Origin of the sequence: Enterococcus sp. DIV0724b, from assembly GCF_050531475.1 — a bacterium.
GTDB classification, from domain to species: Bacteria; Bacillota; Bacilli; order Lactobacillales; family Enterococcaceae; genus Enterococcus_L; species Enterococcus_L haemoperoxidus.
The window spans coordinates 1,154,061-1,171,118 of the sequence record NZ_CP172890.1 but is presented as its reverse complement, the minus strand read 5'-3'; the positions used below and the strand labels follow the sequence as shown (position 1 = coordinate 1,171,118).

Annotated in this window: 15 protein-coding genes; 3 read left to right on the top strand and 12 right to left on the bottom strand. The window is 35.8% G+C overall.

The annotated features are described in order from the left end of the window. Positions 1–3 precede the first annotated feature (3 nt). From IGJ02_RS05485 to IGJ02_RS05455, 7 genes are all read right to left on the bottom strand, one after another. Positions 4–1,632: a fibronectin type III domain-containing protein gene (locus tag IGJ02_RS05485; RefSeq protein ID WP_430603523.1), complete on the bottom strand. Its 1,629-nt coding sequence runs from the start codon at positions 1,630–1,632 to the stop codon at positions 4–6. A gap of 268 nt (positions 1,633–1,900) precedes the next feature. After that, positions 1,901–3,685 carry an ABC transporter ATP-binding protein gene (locus IGJ02_RS05480; protein ID WP_430603522.1) on the bottom strand — a complete coding sequence of 595 codons (1,785 nt, stop codon included), beginning with the start codon at positions 3,683–3,685 and terminating at the stop codon, positions 1,901–1,903. After that, positions 3,685–5,436, bottom strand: a complete 1,752-nt coding sequence (locus IGJ02_RS05475; RefSeq protein ID WP_430603521.1) for an ABC transporter ATP-binding protein — start codon at positions 5,434–5,436, stop codon at positions 3,685–3,687. Before IGJ02_RS05475 ends, IGJ02_RS05480 begins: the two co-directional genes overlap by 1 nt. Before the next feature lie 164 nt (positions 5,437–5,600). Beyond that, entirely contained in the window at positions 5,601–5,822 is a 222-nt protein-coding gene (locus tag IGJ02_RS05470) for a YneF family protein (RefSeq protein ID WP_010760812.1), read from the bottom strand. Positions 5,823–6,184: 362 nt separating this feature from the next. Further along, positions 6,185–7,075, bottom strand: coding sequence for a deoxyribonuclease IV (locus tag IGJ02_RS05465; RefSeq protein WP_010760811.1), 891 nt, complete (start codon positions 7,073–7,075; stop codon positions 6,185–6,187). 298 nt (positions 7,076–7,373) lie between these two features. Next, complete coding sequence (locus IGJ02_RS05460) at positions 7,374–7,826, bottom strand: DUF1801 domain-containing protein (RefSeq protein WP_430603520.1); 453 nt, start codon at positions 7,824–7,826, stop codon at positions 7,374–7,376. A 30-nt stretch (positions 7,827–7,856) separates the two neighbouring features. Next, on the bottom strand, positions 7,857–8,528 hold the full coding sequence (locus IGJ02_RS05455; protein WP_010760809.1) for a YdeI/OmpD-associated family protein: 672 nt from the start codon (positions 8,526–8,528) through the stop codon (positions 7,857–7,859). Positions 8,529–8,688: 160 nt separating this feature from the next. Between IGJ02_RS05455 and IGJ02_RS05450 the strand changes: the two genes are divergently transcribed. Then, positions 8,689–9,027 carry an iron chaperone gene (locus tag IGJ02_RS05450; protein ID WP_010760808.1) on the top strand — a complete coding sequence of 113 codons (339 nt, stop codon included), beginning with the start codon at positions 8,689–8,691 and terminating at the stop codon, positions 9,025–9,027. A 151-nt stretch (positions 9,028–9,178) separates the two neighbouring features. Further along, positions 9,179–11,644 carry a transglycosylase domain-containing protein gene (locus tag IGJ02_RS05445; RefSeq protein WP_034682885.1) on the top strand — a complete coding sequence of 822 codons (2,466 nt, stop codon included), beginning with the start codon at positions 9,179–9,181 and terminating at the stop codon, positions 11,642–11,644. 94 nt (positions 11,645–11,738) lie between these two features. Here the strand turns inward: IGJ02_RS05445 and IGJ02_RS05440 are convergent, their stop codons facing one another. Next, on the bottom strand, positions 11,739–12,374 hold the full coding sequence (locus IGJ02_RS05440; protein WP_430603519.1) for a sugar O-acetyltransferase: 636 nt from the start codon (positions 12,372–12,374) through the stop codon (positions 11,739–11,741). 151 nt (positions 12,375–12,525) lie between these two features. Further along, the gene (gene ccpA / locus IGJ02_RS05435; protein ID WP_010760805.1) at positions 12,526–13,527 is read right to left on the bottom strand and encodes a catabolite control protein A; all 1,002 of its coding nucleotides are present in this window, start codon (positions 13,525–13,527) and stop codon (positions 12,526–12,528) included. 213 nt (positions 13,528–13,740) lie between these two features. On the opposite strand from ccpA, the gene IGJ02_RS05430 reads away from it, so the two are divergent. Beyond that, the gene (locus IGJ02_RS05430; RefSeq protein ID WP_010760804.1) at positions 13,741–14,841 is read left to right on the top strand and encodes an aminopeptidase P family protein; all 1,101 of its coding nucleotides are present in this window, start codon (positions 13,741–13,743) and stop codon (positions 14,839–14,841) included. Positions 14,842–14,904: 63 nt separating this feature from the next. Here IGJ02_RS05430 and IGJ02_RS05425 read toward each other — a convergent pair whose 3' ends face one another. The 3 genes from IGJ02_RS05425 to galU form a co-directional block, all read right to left on the bottom strand. After that, positions 14,905–15,495 (bottom strand): YtxH domain-containing protein, encoded by a 591-nt coding sequence (locus IGJ02_RS05425; RefSeq protein WP_010760803.1) that lies wholly within the window; start codon positions 15,493–15,495, stop codon positions 14,905–14,907. A gap of 23 nt (positions 15,496–15,518) precedes the next feature. Continuing rightward, on the bottom strand, positions 15,519–15,962 hold the full coding sequence (locus IGJ02_RS05420) for a DUF948 domain-containing protein (protein ID WP_010760802.1): 444 nt from the start codon (positions 15,960–15,962) through the stop codon (positions 15,519–15,521). Between the two features lie 182 nt (positions 15,963–16,144). Next, entirely contained in the window at positions 16,145–17,041 is an 897-nt protein-coding gene (gene galU, locus IGJ02_RS05415) for a UTP--glucose-1-phosphate uridylyltransferase GalU (protein WP_010760801.1), read from the bottom strand. Between the last annotated feature and the right edge of the window lie 17 nt (positions 17,042–17,058).

The window sequence follows — 17,058 nt, the reverse complement described above, 5'->3', positions numbered from 1 at the left end:
CAACTATACTTTTTCCCAAACTGGGGTTTTACCCGGTTCTTCACCACGCGTCCACCATTTTGCTTTATACTGTACACCATTGAATGCAACAATATCACCACCAGAATATGTTAGTTTTTCTCTCCACTCCTCGACAGAACCAGCAGTAATTTTTTGCCAAACATCCGATGTCCCTGGTGTATTTCCTTGCGACCACCATTTTGCTTTGTATTCAATTCCATTAAAGAAAACTTTTTCACCGGCTACGTACGTTTTTGATTGTACCCATGTCGTTTGATTCTCGGATGGTTTGTCTTGTTCTTTTTCTGTCTGAAGAATTAAATTAGCTGACAATGCTGAGCGATTTCCTGCTTTATCTAATGCTGAAACTGAAATTATATATGACGTATTTGCTGTTAAACCACTCAATTCAAAGCTTGTTTCTAGGCTCTCACCGATTCTTGCACCATTGCAATAGACTTCATATTTGTCTACACCTACATCATCCATTGCTGGATTCCATGATAATTGCGCTGACGTGATCGTAATATTGCTGGCTTTTACACCTGTTACTTGACTCGGCGCTTGTGTATCTCCTACAGTTTCCTTCACCGTCCGAATCGTTACACCTGTTGACATTGATGAACGATTTCCTGATTTATCTACCGCAACCATTGAAAATCTATAGGCTGTATCTGAAGCTAGACCATTCACAGTAAAAGCTGTTGTCTTACTTTCACCAATTTTTGATCCATTACGGTATACTTCATATTTATCCACTCCAACATTATCGATTGATGGATTCCATGATAATTGAACTGAACTTGTTGTGATATTTGATGCTCTGATACCAGTAACTTGGCTTGGCGCTTGTGTATCGGCATTTTTTTGATCTAAATGTTTCGCAATGAACGCATAATTAGATCCTGTAATTTTTGACCCGGCATTTTTATATGCAACACCTCCATCACGATATTCAGATGTATGAACAGCAATCAACTGATTATTTTCGTTATAAACCGGAGCTCCTGAAGTTCCTCCGATTGAATCTATATCATAGTAAACACGTAAAAAAGTTTGTGAAAGGACAGAACCTTTCGCTTCCCATAACTCGCCATATTTATCTTGACTATATCCTGGCAAAAGTCCTTTTGTTCCTACAGGAAGATTCGGTACATCTTTCACCGGAATTATTGGTACAACATCCCCAATGTTCTGACCATAACGGTTAGGCTTTAACGTCACAACAGCAATATCATAATCTCGATTATTTTGAACAGTCCAGCCAGTATGCATATCGATAGATTCAATTTTAAAAGAACCAAACGGATAGTAGTAACCATTTCGAGCTGGACTTACATTTGCTCGTCCAATATCTGCACTCGTTTTTAAACTGGTTACCACGTGAGCGGCAGTTAACACTTTATTTTTACCAATAACAGTCCCTGAACCAAAGCCACCGTCTGCCTTTGATAGATAAACAATACTTGAATATGGTGCTTTTGTTGTATCCATCACTTTTATACGGGTATCTTCCCCAATAATTGCTCTTTTTTCAGGTACTTTTGTTTCTGCGTAACTATGCTCATTCATTGAACCCAGTGATAAAGTGACCCCACAAAGTAACATTGTCATAACTGTTTTAATCTTCACTATTCATTCCCCCTTAAATCTTTTTGTATCTGTCTATAATCTTATAAGAAGTATGAAGCAGTTAAAGTTCATAAATCGTAAAAAATGAGAAACAAATGAGCAAGAAAAATAACGGATGTCATTTTTCTTGCTCATTTGTTTGATATTTCATTATACTAATTATATATTTTTTATATTTACTTTCATATACAAGTAGATAGAAGCTTTATCATACAAGAAAAAAGAGTTAAAAAGAATAATTATAATTCTTTTTAACTCTTTTTTTCTTTTAAGCTTCACTATTTTGTAATTTATACATATCTGCATACAGACCATTTTTGGTCAATAAACTCTCATGATTGCCACGTTCTACAATCCGTCCTTTATCCAATACTAAAATCAAATCTGCATCTCGAATAGTCGACAATCTATGAGCAATCGCGATTGTCGTTCTACCCTGACGCATATTGGCTAACCCTTCTTGGATCAACCCTTCAGTTTCAGTATCAATATTCGCTGTTGCTTCATCCAATACAAGGATTTTAGGATCAGTGACGATCGTTCTAGCAAATGAAATCAGCTGACGCTGACCGCTTGAATAACTGGCTCCTCTTTCAATCACTTTTGCATGATATTTTTTAGGTAGGGTTTCAATAAATTTATCAGCCTGAACAAATTCGGCCGCAGCTTTGATTTGTTCATCCGTGATTTCTGGATTCAACATCCGAATATTACCAGCAATATCGCCATAAAACATAAAGGCATCTTGTAAAACCAAGCCTAATTTTTTCCTTAATTCTGGTAATGGATAATCCCGAATATCACGATCATCGATCAAAATTTCGCCTTCATAAAATTCGTAAAAGCGCATCAAAACATTAATGATCGAACTTTTACCACTACCAGTATGACCAATCAATGCCACCGTTTCACCAGGATTAGCAACAAAACTAATATTATTCAAGACATTATTCTCACCATCGTACGAAAAACTAACATTACGAAATTCGATTTTGCCACGAATAATTTCTGCATTAGCACCAACATTTTGTTGCGGCGTTAATTCTTCATTATCAAAGATTTTCAAAATTCGGCTACCTGCAACCATTCCATCTGTGAAGACGCTTAAAAAATCCATCATTTGCGTCATCGGATTAAAGAAAGCTTGTACATATGTCACAAACGCATAAATCATTCCGACTTCAACAGGAGAATGTAGTGCATCATACCCAAATAAGGTCAAGGTCAAACCGATTGCTAGTGTATAAAGGAAATTAATGATTGGGCCTAAGAGCAAAGAATTCGTTTTGATCATTGAAAAACGTGTCCGTAAATAATCATTATTCGTTTCTTCAAACTCTTTTTCTAAACGATGTTCTTGTCTAAATTGCTGAATGATCTGCATACCAGATATATACTCGTTTAACTTCGTATTCAACTGACTTAGTTTTTCCCGCATACTTCTATAGATTCTAGAACTGAATTTTTGATAGTACCAAATCACGATCAGCAAAATAGGTAAGAAAATCAAGTTATACAACGCAATTTTCCCACTGATTTGAAACATCGCAATAAATGAAGATACCACGGCAAAGATTCCCGTCAAAACCATTAAAAAGACATACCAGAATTCAAATAAGGTTTCCGTATCATTTGTGACACGAGAAACGATCGAGCCCGCTGGTGTTTGATCAAAGTAACGCATTCCTAATGTTTGCAGTTTTTCAAACAACTTCACACGAATATACTGATAGGTTTTCAGTGAAGCCGTTGAATATAAGAACCATTGGAAAAACCAAACAATACTTTTAACAATCACGCCAAAAAGATATAAGCCAGCAAAAAAGAGAACTACTTGGTTGGTAGCTGTTTTCGGTGTTAGATAATCATCCATAAACGTTTGAATGATCCTTGGTAAAATAATATTGATAATTGACAGGACCAAGGCAAACAAAATCGCTGTTATAAACGTACGACGAAATGGCTTTGCAAATTTTAGCAAGCGTTTGACGATTGAGACTTGTTCTTTTAAGGGAACCGATTTTGTCCATTCTGATTCGTATTTTTCTTCCATTATGCTTCACTCCCTTCGATCTTCGCTTCTAATTGTTGTTTATCCCACATACGCTTATACCATCCACCAAGTCTTAATAACTCTTGATGCGTTCCGCGTTCAATGATTTTTCCTTCATCTAATACAATGATTTCTTTTGCATGCATCACACTACTTAGTCGATGCGCAGCAATGATCGTTGTTTTTTCTTTTCTTGCTTCTTTTAAATTAGAAAGAATTGCTTCTTCTGTTTTAGCATCGACCGCTGATAAAGCATCGTCTAAAATCAATAGTTCAGGATTGACGATCAACGCTCTAGCAATTGAAATCCGTTGTTTTTGACCACCGGATAAAGAAACACCACGTTCTCCAACCAACGTATCATAGCCTTTAGGGAACGCTTTGATTTCATTATTGATAAACGCCATCTCAGCTGCTTGTTCTACTTCAACTTCGGTAAAATCAGGATTCGCAAAACGAATATTATCCCGTACTGTCATTGAAAATAGAAAATGATCTTGAGGAACATAGCCCATTGAATTCATCAAAGCATCTAATGAATAATCTTTAATATCATGACCGCCAAATGTTACACGACCTTTGTAATGATCATATTCACGCATCAATAATTTTAAAATCGTTGTTTTCCCTGCTCCTGTTTTCCCAACGATTCCTAATGTTTCTCCTACACCAACGGTAAATTTGATTTGCTCCAAGGTTGCGTTGTCATCTTTTGGATAGGTGAACTGAGCAATTTCCATCGATAACCGACCTTTAGCGGGTGTTTGGATTGCATCCTTTTTCTCAATAATATGTGTTTTTTCATGGAGCAACTCATTCACACGATCATAACTTGCATTACCTCGCTCCAATACATTAAACAGACGACCAATCGCAAACATCGGCCAAACGAGCATCCCGATATAACTTATAAATGAAATCAACTGGCCAATCGTGATCGATCCTTCCATAACAAATCGACCACCCATAATGATTGTCAGAACATAGGAAATCCCAATGATCAATGTAATAAACGGATCAAATAACGCATCTAGAAAGTTTACTCGTTTGTTTTTTACGATGGCATCATCGATTTTCTCTGTAAAATCTTGAATATCTTCTTTTTCTTGACCAAACGTTTTGATGACTTTTATACCGGTGATGCTCTCTTGCGTTTTATCATTGATCGTCGAAAACGCTGCTTGTGAATCACGGAATGCATCGTGTAATTTTGACCCTAAAACTCTTGATGTTACAGCCAATAATGGTAACGGAATCAACGCGATCAAGGTTAAACGCCAATCCACAAATAAAATCATAGCAACAATTGTAGCACCCCCTGTGATCAATGAATCCGCAAAGGTTAAAATCCCTGCTCCTGCAACATTTTGAATAGCGTTTAAATCATTCGTTGCATGTGCCATCAAATCTCCTGTTCGATATTTTTGATAAAAGATGCTATCCATCCTTGTGAAATGATGGAATAATTGCCGTCTTAAATCTTTTTCCAGCTTCGCAGCACTTCCCCAAATATGTGTCCGCCAAATATACCGAAAAATATATTGTGCTAAAGCCGCTGCTAAAAGAATACTGACCCAAAACAAAATAGGTTTGATCGTCAGGTTTTTGGCAGCGATTTTATCGACAACGATCCCAATAACTTTTGGTGGAACTAACTGGACAAGCGCCACCATAACCAATGAAAATACACCGATAATATAGCTTTTTTTCTCCTGTTTGAAAAACCACCCTAACTTTTTAAATATAGACATGTACATTCTCCTCTTCTAAATTGACTACTGTGCGCTCACATCTTTCATTTGTTGTTTGCTCATTTCAATACAACTCCTTTCATTTATTAAAAATAAGTGCAAAAAAACGGACCAAAAAATCGGCCCGTTGTGCTCTTGAATTTCTGAATAGCAATGAAAAAACCTTATTTGTCTCCTTGGTTCTTCATTTGCTGCATCATTTGACGAATCTTCTTCTCAGAAGGTTTTTGTCCCATAGACATCATCATCATTCGTAACATTTCCTCATTAACGGGAGGATTCTTTTTAAAATAATCTTGCATATATTTGCGCGCAAGGAAAAATCCACCTGCTGCACCTGCTAATAAAGCGATAATTGCGATCAATACTACTAAACCTGTTGACATATAAATCTCTCCTTTCTATTAGAAAAGCTGGATAAGAACTTCTGCGAATTTGTTATGCAGTCACTATTCTTGTCTAACTTACCGTTTTTCATTTTAATGGGGTCATTTATCCCTATTTTAATAAATTGCTCTCAAGAAATCATTTTACTAGAAACGGACCAAAAAGAAAAGGTCTTTTGTCATATTCCTCACAAGAAATTTACGAAAGACCATTTCTGCTTATTTTATCTAAATTCAAGAGTTAGTCACTCGAAAAAAAGATAAACGATCCTGTTCAGCTTTTTCTTTAAAATACAATGAGCGTAATATATTGATGTTGAAAAGTACAAAGTGTATCAAAGTGAAACGTTGTTACCACTATATTACTGTCCCTCAATTTTTTCCAATAAATCTGGATCGAATTTTTGTGATTTTAACATAGCAATTTCATAGCCATAAGGTGCTTTACTTGTCTTTTTATCTGCACCTACATATGGTGTTTCTAAAATCTTAGGTAGCTCTTTCAATTTTTCATGATGAACCACTTTATTTAATGCATCAAACCCAATCGTACCAAAACCAATATTAGCATGGCGGTCTTTATGAGAACCCATCGGATTTTTAGAATCATTGACATGAACTACTTTCAGACGATCTAATCCAATGATTTTATCAAATTCTTCTAAGACACCGTCAAAATCATCTTTTACATTATAGCCAGCATCATTGATATGACATGTATCCATTGTGACAGACAATTTTTCATTTAACTTAACACCTTCGATGATCGTTGCCAACTCTTCAAACGTACGACCTAATTCTGTCCCTTTGCCAGCCATTGTTTCAAGTGCAATTTGAGGTACTTGCTCTTTCCATAAAACTTCATCAAGCCCTTTGATGATTTGTTTTAGCCCTGCATCCACGCCAGCTCCTACATGAGCACCAGGATGAAGTGTGATTTGTGTTGCCCCTAATGCATGAGCACGCTCAATTTCTTGACGTAAAAAAGAAGTAGCAAATCCAAAATTTTCTAGTTTGATCGTATTTCCTAAATTAATAATATAAGGAGCATGCACAACGATATTGCTTAAATTATGCTCAGCCATAAATTTTTGACCTGCTTCGATATTCATTTCTTCAATTGGTTTACGGCGTGTGTTTTGCGGCGCTCCAGTATAAATCATAAAAGTCGTTGCATCATAACTGGCAGCCTCTTCCGCTGAACCTAATAACATTTTTTTACCACTCATACTAACGTGTGAACCTAATAACATAATGATCCTCCTAATTTAAAAGCGTAACGAGCTCGTTTAGTCTCGAATGGAAAATAGGAAACAATGACTGAGATGCTTTTTATCTCATTCATTGTTTATCTTTTTCCCGAGAGACTAGCTCGTGAAGCTAGATAATTTAAAAGCGTAACGAGCTCGTTAGTCTCGACTGAAACACTAGTCCACTTTTAACTAACTAACTATAATACTCATAAAACTTCTGCTAAATTCTGCATTCTTTAAAAGAGTACGTGAAACCCTCTGAAAAAACAATCTTTTTGCTTCTTTAACAAAGCTATCTCTATTTCTTATTTTTTTCTGCAAAACGAGTATAACTAGCGATCCATTCTTCCATTGAGATTTTACCAACTAATTTGCCTATCAACTCATAAGGAATATTTTTCGGGTTACTAAACCGAATACAGCTTTTTCCCATGTTCAATTTCGTTGGAACCACCTTTTGATATTCTTCTTGAAACCATGTCAATAACTCTCTATTCCCCATAATCCCCATATGATACAAAGATAAGTGCTTTTTCTGAGCAGCCAAACTGATAAAAGGTAATGGTTCATCTTCTCTACCTAGGTAGCCCTCTGGAAAAACACTTAGAGGAACAACATAAGTTGGCATTCCATACTGTAAACGCAAAGCAAAGCCTTCAGGTATATTTTCAGCAATGATTTTCGCCAATTGTTGATAAGAATCTTGCCATTTTGTATCGACGTTTTCCACATATTCTTGAACTTGATCCATGCTAATTCTCCTTCAATTTAAAACTATTATCTAACTAGAACTACTTGCCCGATACAATTCTTTCGATTTGAATCCTTTTTCCAAAATCTCGATCATTTCATTTTTTCTTTTCTCTTGTGTTGTTACTTGTTTGGCACTATAAATATATCTTGCCCAACCTTTTTTATACCCTAATGTTAGTTGTTCAAATAAAATTTTTGCTTCTTTATGATTTTCAACAAACGATTCTACTAATGGTATAAACTGAATATAATCATCGACACGAGCGCTGCTAACAGCTTTTATTTTTACTTTTCGTTCAATATTTTTCATACCCGTTACTGTAAAAGTCTCATCCAAACTAACCATTCGATTGAACTTTAACGTACTATTTGCTATATAGCCATCACTTTCATCCACTTGAAGTGTGGGAAAAATTTCGTCTCGATGAACAAACGTTGAATACCTTTTATTTCCTTTTTTTGGATAGGCAACAAAGAGTACCCCATTCTTATTCAGTAATTGGTGCTCGATCACTTCGGATACAATCTCTTTAAATCCAGCCATCGATTCTACAAAAACAAAAAGTAAATCTACCGGTTCTGTCGGAAGTTGTTTTTGTGTTTCTTTTATTTCAGATAAATATTCTTTAGTTGGTCGATTAACAATTGCTTTGGTTGAATAACTCAGTAAGTTCAATTTTTCGACAATTGATTTCCCCATTCGTTTCAGTCCTTCATTTTATTCTACAACTCACTGATAGTGTACCATAAAACGATTACTTCTTTCACTCACTACAATTTTTATGATTTAAAATAAATCCATCACTCTTTGCTCCGTGGTATACTAAATATATTATCCAATAAGAAAGTAGGAAGACACAATGACCATCATTGAAGATTATATCTCAAATACTCCAGAAGATCGCCAAGCTAAACTAAAACAACTCTATACAACAATCAAGCAACTTATCCCTGAAGCAACAGAAAAAATGTCTTATGGAATGCCCACTTTCTACTTAAATGGAAACCTAGTTCATTTTGCTAATGCCAAAAATCACATTGGTTTTTATCCTGCACCAACAGCTATTGAAGCATTCAAACATGAACTGACAAAATTTAAAACAAGTAAAGGAGCCATTCAATTTCCTCTTGATTGTGAGTTACCAATAGAATTGATCAAAAAAATCGTATTATTTAGATTAGAAGAAAACACTAAATAATAAAAGCGGTTATAAGATCAGTCACAATTTCAATGCCAAACAAAACTACAACTCGTTTTTCCTACTATTTATATTAAGTTTTTTTGATTAAGTATCTATAAATATCTGAACAACTGTTCATTATAGATTTTTTTTGCTATAATATCACGGAATGTATCATTATATTGAGGTGAAGCTTTTGGACAATCAGAATAATTCCCGTCAAACGGAAAAACATTCTACTAAAGGACCAGAAAAGAAAAAGATTTTTTTGATTATAAATGTAGTGATTCGTGTACTGCAATCCCTATTTGTCTTTGCAGTTATTATTCTACTATTAGGTGGGGCTTTGGGACTAGGAATTGGTATGGGGTATTTTGCTTTTCTAGTCGAAGATACACAACCACCAACAAAAGAGGAGCTCCAGACAGAAATCAGTGATATCACAGAAGTTTCTCGAATGACTTATGCTGATGGCACCAATATCGCGATGATCAAATCTGATTTAGTCAGAACAAGAGTTGACGGAGATCATATCTCTCCTCTCTTGAAAAAAGCAATTATTTCGACTGAGGATGAATACTTTGAAGAACATAAAGGTGTAGTTCCAAAAGCAGTTATAAGAGCGCTTGTTTCTGATGCAACAGGTATGGGCGGTTCATCTGGGGGATCGACACTAACACAACAATTAGTAAAACAACAAATTTTGACAGATGAAACTACGTTCAAACGAAAAGCAAATGAAATATTACTTGCTTATCGCATTGAAAAGTACTTTTCAAAAGATGAGATCGTCACCACTTATCTAAATGTTTCACCTTTTGGTCGTAATAACAAAGGTGAAAATATTGCAGGTGTTGAAGAAGCTGCCAAGGGTCTTTTTGGCAAAAGTGCCAATGATTTAACGCTTCCTCAAGCAGCTTTTATTGCAGGTCTTCCCCAAAGCCCAATTATTTACACTCCTTATAGCAATACTGGGGCTTTAAAAGCAGATGAAAATTTGGCTTATGGAATGAAACGCAAAGATTTTGTTTTATTCAGTATGTATCGTGAAAAAGCTATTACAAAAGAAGAATATGAAGCAGCAAAAAACTATGATTTGAAACAAGATTTCCAACCGCAACAAGAATCCAATCAAAACTCTGAAAGTTATCTTTACAACGCTGTATTAGAACAAGCAGCCAATACAGTAATGGACATCAATATAGAAAAAGCTGGTGTCAAAAAAGAAGATCTTGATGAACTAGGAATTTCTCAATACAAGGATCAAGCACGAAAAGAAATTCAAAATCGTGGTTATACGATTCAATCCACAATTGATCAAACAGTTTATGATACCATGCAAAACGCTGTCGCAAACTTTGGCTATATGCTAGATGATGGTTATGGTGCAGGACTTGTTGAGACTGGAAATGTTTTGATGGACAATAAAACGGGTAGAATCATCGGTTTTGTAGCTGGTCGAGACTTCAATGTCAGTCAAAGCAATCATGCATTAGATACAATCCGTCAAGTTGGTTCTACAATCAAACCGATTTCGGTTTACGGACCTGCCATCGACCAAGGAATGATTGGTTCTGAAAGTCGCTTAGCCAATTATCCTACCTCATATAGAGGCGGTGATGAACTAACGAATGCAACAAATTCTGGAACAAATACATTCGATACTGTTCGTCATTCATTAGAGTGGTCGTATAATATTCCTGTCTACCATTTAAATGAAGCTATGAAGGCACAGATGGGTGATGATAATTTCTCTTACAATAACTATCTAAGTAAAATGAATTATCCAGCTAGCGATGCATGGGCTTATGAATCGGCGCCTTTAGGTTCTATAGAAGCAACTGTTTTAACTCAAACAAATGGGTTTCAGGCCCTCGCTAATAAAGGACAATATCAAAAAGGCTATATGATTGATAAGATCACAGACAATAGTGGAAAAGTGATTTATGAACATAAAAATACACCGGTTCAAGTCTATTCAGAAGCTACGGCTTCGATCATGAATGACATGATGCGCTCGGTCTTAGATTCAAAAATAACCACTCCGTTCAAAAATATGATCAATGGCCTTAATCCTGCTTTCGGAAATGTCGACTGGATTGGTAAAACAGGAACAACAGATGCTTATAAAGATGCTTGGTTAGTCGTTTCAACACCGACTATTACCTTAGGTTCTTGGACAGGTTATGATAACCCTACAGCAATGAGCCCTAACAGTGGGGATCAAAATAGTGCCTACTTAGCAAACTTGGCAAATGCAATCTATTCTGTCAGACCTGATCTATTCGGTACTGGTGAAAAATTCACCCTTTCTAAAGATGTAATCAAGTCAAATGTATCAAGCTTTACAGGAGAAAAACCGGGTACTTTCACCTATAATGGTGGAACATACACAGCTCCTGGTCCAAATGTTGAATCATTCTATGCAAAAGATGGTGCTCCAAAAAGCAAATACAAATTTGGCTATGGCGGATCCGACGCTAACTACAGTGCTTATTGGGGCCGCTATGCAACATCTTCCCCTTCAAATGGAGGTGCAACAACAACTCCTTCTTCTGAGAAAAAAGAAGACAAGAAAAAAGAGGACAATAAGAAAGAAAATACCACGCCCACATCAAGTGGAAACAGTAACTAATTATATCTTTAATCTTGAAATACCACGCCAAAATGTATGATTTTAGTGTGGTATTTCATTTTTTATTCTATAAAAAATTTGTATTGATTACTCTTCACATATAATCTGTACCGTTTAAACGATAGACTTCTTCTAAATCTTCTTTCATAAAAGGTTCATCTCTATAATAAAATTGACGGTCTTTCTCACTAATTTTGCGTATCACCTTACAAGGATTCCCTACAGCCACTGAGTTTTCTGGAATATCTTTCGTCACAACACTCCCTGCTCCAATAACACTATTTTTACCAATCGTTATACTAGGACAAATCGTAGTATTAGCTCCGATCCAGCAATTCTCTTCAATCGTTACAGGACTTCCATACATCAATCGTCGATAATCTGGGTGGATAGGATGACCAACAGTCGCTATCGTAACGCCCGGGCCAAAAGCAACCTTATTACCAATTTTAATTTTAGCATCATCAATAAAGGTACATCCCATATTTAAGAAGCATTCTTCCCCAATCTCAATATTACGACCATAGCAAAAATAAAAAGGTGGTTCAACCCAAGCATTTATTTTTATACCAAAAATCTCATCTAAAAGTTTAAACCTTTTTTCTAAGTCATCTGGCGACGTTTGATTAAGCGCTACCATTCTTCTTTTTGCCAACATTCGTTCTTCAGGTAATTCTTCACAATCATCCAAAAACAGCTTTCCAGCAAGAATTCTCTCTCTCATATTCATTGATCTTACTCCTTTTCAATTCTTAAGTTGTATTTCAATAACATACTTTTTATTCTAAAAAAACTCCCTATAAAATAGCTACTAGTTTTGTATTCTAGTCTCTATTTTATAGGGAGTTTCCATGATAAGCAATCAATACTTTTCAGTTATTTTATTTAGTTGAACCTTTTTGATCCATACCATATGGTAAGATAACTGTCTTATCTTCGATTTCTTCTTTGTTCATCAATTTTGTCAATAAACGCATTGCTACAGCACCAATATCATATAAAGGTTGTGTCACGCTTGAAAGTCTCGGACGTGAAACTTCTGTTAGCAGTGAGTTATTACTTGTAATGATTTCAAATTCTTCAGGTACTTTCACACCAGCATCAATCATGCCATCCAATAAACCAATTGCTAGTTCATCATCTGTCACATAAGCTGCTGTGGCACCACTATTGCGAATACGTTCAGCTAACGAAATACCAGCTTTAAACTTATACTCAGATTCAAAGATCAAACCTTCATTATAAGATAAGCCATTATCAGCTAAAGCTTCTTTATACCCTTTGATGCGATTTTGACCATTAATAGGATCGATCAATGCACCACTGACAAAAGCAATTTTTTTATTGCCATTTTTAGCTAATAGATTTGTTGCATCTTTTGTTGCTTCTTTATAGTCAATATTTACACTACCTACTTGTTCATCTGGATCAATTGAACCAGCTAAAACAACAGGTGTTTTAGAACGAGAAAACTCGCCACGAATCTCATCTGTAATATGGTGACCCATAAAGATGATTCCATCAACTTGTTTTGCCAAAAGATTGTTTAATACATTGACCTCTTTTTGATCGTTGCTGTCAGAGTTGGCTAAAATAATATTGTATTTGTACATTGTTGCAACATCATCGATACCTCGAGCTAAAGAAGCAAAAAAGATATTACTAACATCTGGGATAATAACCCCTACAGTCGTTGTTTTTTTACTTGCTAAGCCACGGGCTACAGCATTTGGACGATAATCTAAGCGGTCAATTACTTCTAACACTTTTTTCCGTGTAGCAGGCTTCACATTGGGATTGCCATTGACTACACGAGATACAGTTGCCATGGATACATTTGCTTCACGAGCAACATCATAAATAGTAATTGTTTGTTTTTCCATGCTAATTCTCCTAAATATTTATAGTTGTTTTCATTTTCTGAAAACGCTGTTTACATTTCTCACTAAGAATAGCAGAGTTTTTTTATTATTGCAACCGTTTTATCCTATTTTCATGAAAATTTACTCCATATTTCAAAAAGCGCTTTATGGTATTTCGTGGTATGATAAAGATAAGTTTTACAGTAACCAGCTCTAAAAGAAAGAAGGATATTTATGAATCAAGAAAAAATGAATGAACTAAAAAAATGGATGGCCAGCGAAAATATCGATCTTACTTATATTAGTGACCCGGGGCATATTGCCTATTTTTCGGGTTACAAAAGTGATCCTCACGAACGGGTTTTAGCTTTATTTATCTCATTAAATCATGACCCTTTTTTATTTACTCCGGCTTTAGAAGTTGAAGATGCTGAAAAAAGTTCATGGACGTATCCTGTCTATGGTTATCTTGATAGCGAAAACCCTTGGGAGAAAATCGCCCAACTTATCAAAAAAAATGGAGTTCCAACTAAAATTGCTACTGAAAAAGACGCTTTAACAGTTAGTCGTTTCGATATTTTAACTAATTATTTTCCAAATAGCGATTTTTCAGCCAGTGTCACACCTGTCATTGAAAAGTTGCAATTGCTAAAAACCTCTTCTGAAGTAACTAAACTGATGGAAGCTGGCGATTGGGCGGATGTCGCGTTAGAGATTGGCTTCAAGGCGATTAAAGAAGGCGCCAAAGAACAAGAAATACTGGCAGAAATCGAGTATCAACTAAAACGTCAAGGCATTCGTTCAATGAGCTTTGATACTTTAGTTCTAACTGGGAAAAATGCAGCGAGCCCACACGGCAACCCTGGAAATACGGCTGTTGCAAAGCAAGATTTGGTTTTATTTGACTTAGGTGTTGTTTACAATGGTTACTGTAGCGATGTTACACGAACCGTCGCCTACAAAGAACCAACTGATTTTCAAAAAGAAATCTATTCAATTGTTTTAGAAGCACAATTAAAAGCCATGGATGCTGTAAAACCTGGTGTTACAGCTGGAGAACTAGATGAAGTTGCGCGCGGCGTTATCAGTGGTTACGGCTACGGTGACTACTTTAATCACCGTCTAGGTCACGGCATTGGAACTACCGTTCATGAATATCCGTCTCTAGTGACTGGTAATGATCTGGTTATTGAAGAAGGCATGTGCTTCTCTATCGAGCCAGGTATTTATATTCCAGAAAAAGTTGGTGTGCGCATCGAAGATTGTCTACATGTGACGAAAAATGGTTGTGAAGCTTTTACAAAAACACCAAAAGAATTAATGATCATCGATTAAAAATAAAAAAACAAAGCCAACATTCTAAGAAGGATGCTGACTTTGTTTTTTTCATTGCTTTTATTATTTTCCTTTAACATCTTCTACAGTTTCTTTAACAGCTTTTTTTGTATCTTTTTTTGCTTCTTCAGCTTTTTGTGGAACATCTTTTGTTACTTCTTTTGCTTCAGCAACGCCTTCTGAAACTGTTTCTTTCGCTTTTTTTGCTGATTCTTTAACATCTATGAAGATATCATCGGAAGCGTCTTCTGCGATGTCACCTAATTCATCAACTTGATCATTTACATCTTGAGCTGTCTTTTTAAAACGATCAGATAGATCATCTGTTTGCTTTTTGAATGACTCTAGAACCGTATCAGAAACGCCTTGTGCTTTGTCTAGGGAATCTTTCGTCTTATCTTTAACGTTTCCTGCCAAGTCACCTGCTTGTTCACCTAACACACTTGCTTTTTCTTTAGCGATCGATGATAATTCAGAACCTTTTTGCACAGCATAATCTGTATAATCCGTTGCTTTATCTTTAAAATCATCTGCTTGGTTCGCTAAATCTTCACGTAACTCTTTACCTGATTTTGGTGCTAATAAAAGTGCTGCTACTGCTGCAGCTGTCCCACCAATGATTGCTCCTAAAAAAAATCCGCCTTTTTTCGCCATGTTTATTCCTCCATTATCTTTTATTATTTCGTTACTTCACTAGTTTTTGATGATTTTTTTGGACGAAATGCTCTAAAAGCCGCTCCGCCTACTTTACTGACAACACCTGCTTTAGCTGTTGTTTTACCGACTGATCCAACTTTCCCAAGTAAATTTCTGCTAGAGTAATTCAACTCAGAAACACTTTCACTTAACTCTGCAACTGCTGCAAACAATGGATCGATTGTTGCCACTTTTTTATTGACATCATCTAGCAACTCATTACTTTTTACTAAAAGTCCCTCTACTTGTCTAGATAAAATATCTACATCTTTCGTCACAACCTCGATTGTTTTATTTGCTTCATCAACCGTGGTTGTCACTTTCTCTACAGTTTTACTGATTTTCATCAATACTAAAACAATAAATACTACTAATACAGCAAACGCAACCGCAGCAATAATCGCTGCAACCTCTCCACCTGTCATCTTCTTGCTCCTTCCATCAATTATTCCATAGTCTTAGAATAACACCAACTGGTCTTTTTCACAAATTATTCAGTTAGCTTTGTTATCTTAATTATAACCCAAGCCTCTATATTTTATAGAAAAAAAAGACAGAACAAATTTTGCTCTGTCTTCAACTGAAAAAATCCTATAAAACGTTTCGTTTATTTCTTTTTAGGTGTATCTTTTTTAGCAAGTTCAGCACCCAATTCAATAATATACTCGCGTAAGTTATCCTTGACTTCTGGGTGAACTAAACCATATTCAATACTTGTTTTCATAAACCCAAACTTATCGCCTACATCATAGCGTTTGCCAGTAAATTCTCTAGCAAATACGCGTTGTGTTTTGTTCAATGTATCGATGGCATCTGTCAATTGAATTTCGCCGCCAGCACCTGGTTCTTGTGATTCCAACACGTGAAAAATTTCTGGTGTTAACAAGTAACGACCAATAATTGCTAGATCACTTGGTGCTTCTTCTGGTGTTGGTTTTTCAACAAAATTATTTACGTTATATAGTCCTTTAGCAACTTCAGCCTCTGGATTGATGATTCCATATTTTGAAGTCTCTTCATGAGGAACCTTCATTACAGCGATCGTTGATGCGTGTGTTTCATCATAATCATTCATCAATTGTTTTGACAATGGAATTTTGTCTTCCATGATATCATCACCAAGCATAACTACAAACGGTTCATTGCCAACAAATGCTTTTGCCTGTAACACGGCATGTCCTAATCCTTTTGGATGAGATTGACGAATAAAGTGAAGATTAACATCTGTTGTTTCTTCTACTAATTTTAATAAATCTGTTTTATTTTTTTCACGAAGATTACTTTCTAATTCAAAATTCGCATCAAAATGATCTTCAATCGGACGTTTTGCTTTTCCTGTAACGATCAAAATATCTTCAATACCTGATGCTAAAGCTTCTTCAACGATAAATTGGATCGTTGGCTTGTCGACGATCGGCAACATTTCCTTTGCCATCGCTTTTGTTGCTGGTAAAAATCTTGTTCCCAGTCCAGCTGCTGGAATAACCGCTTTTTTCACTTTCATGCCTATTGGCCTCCTAA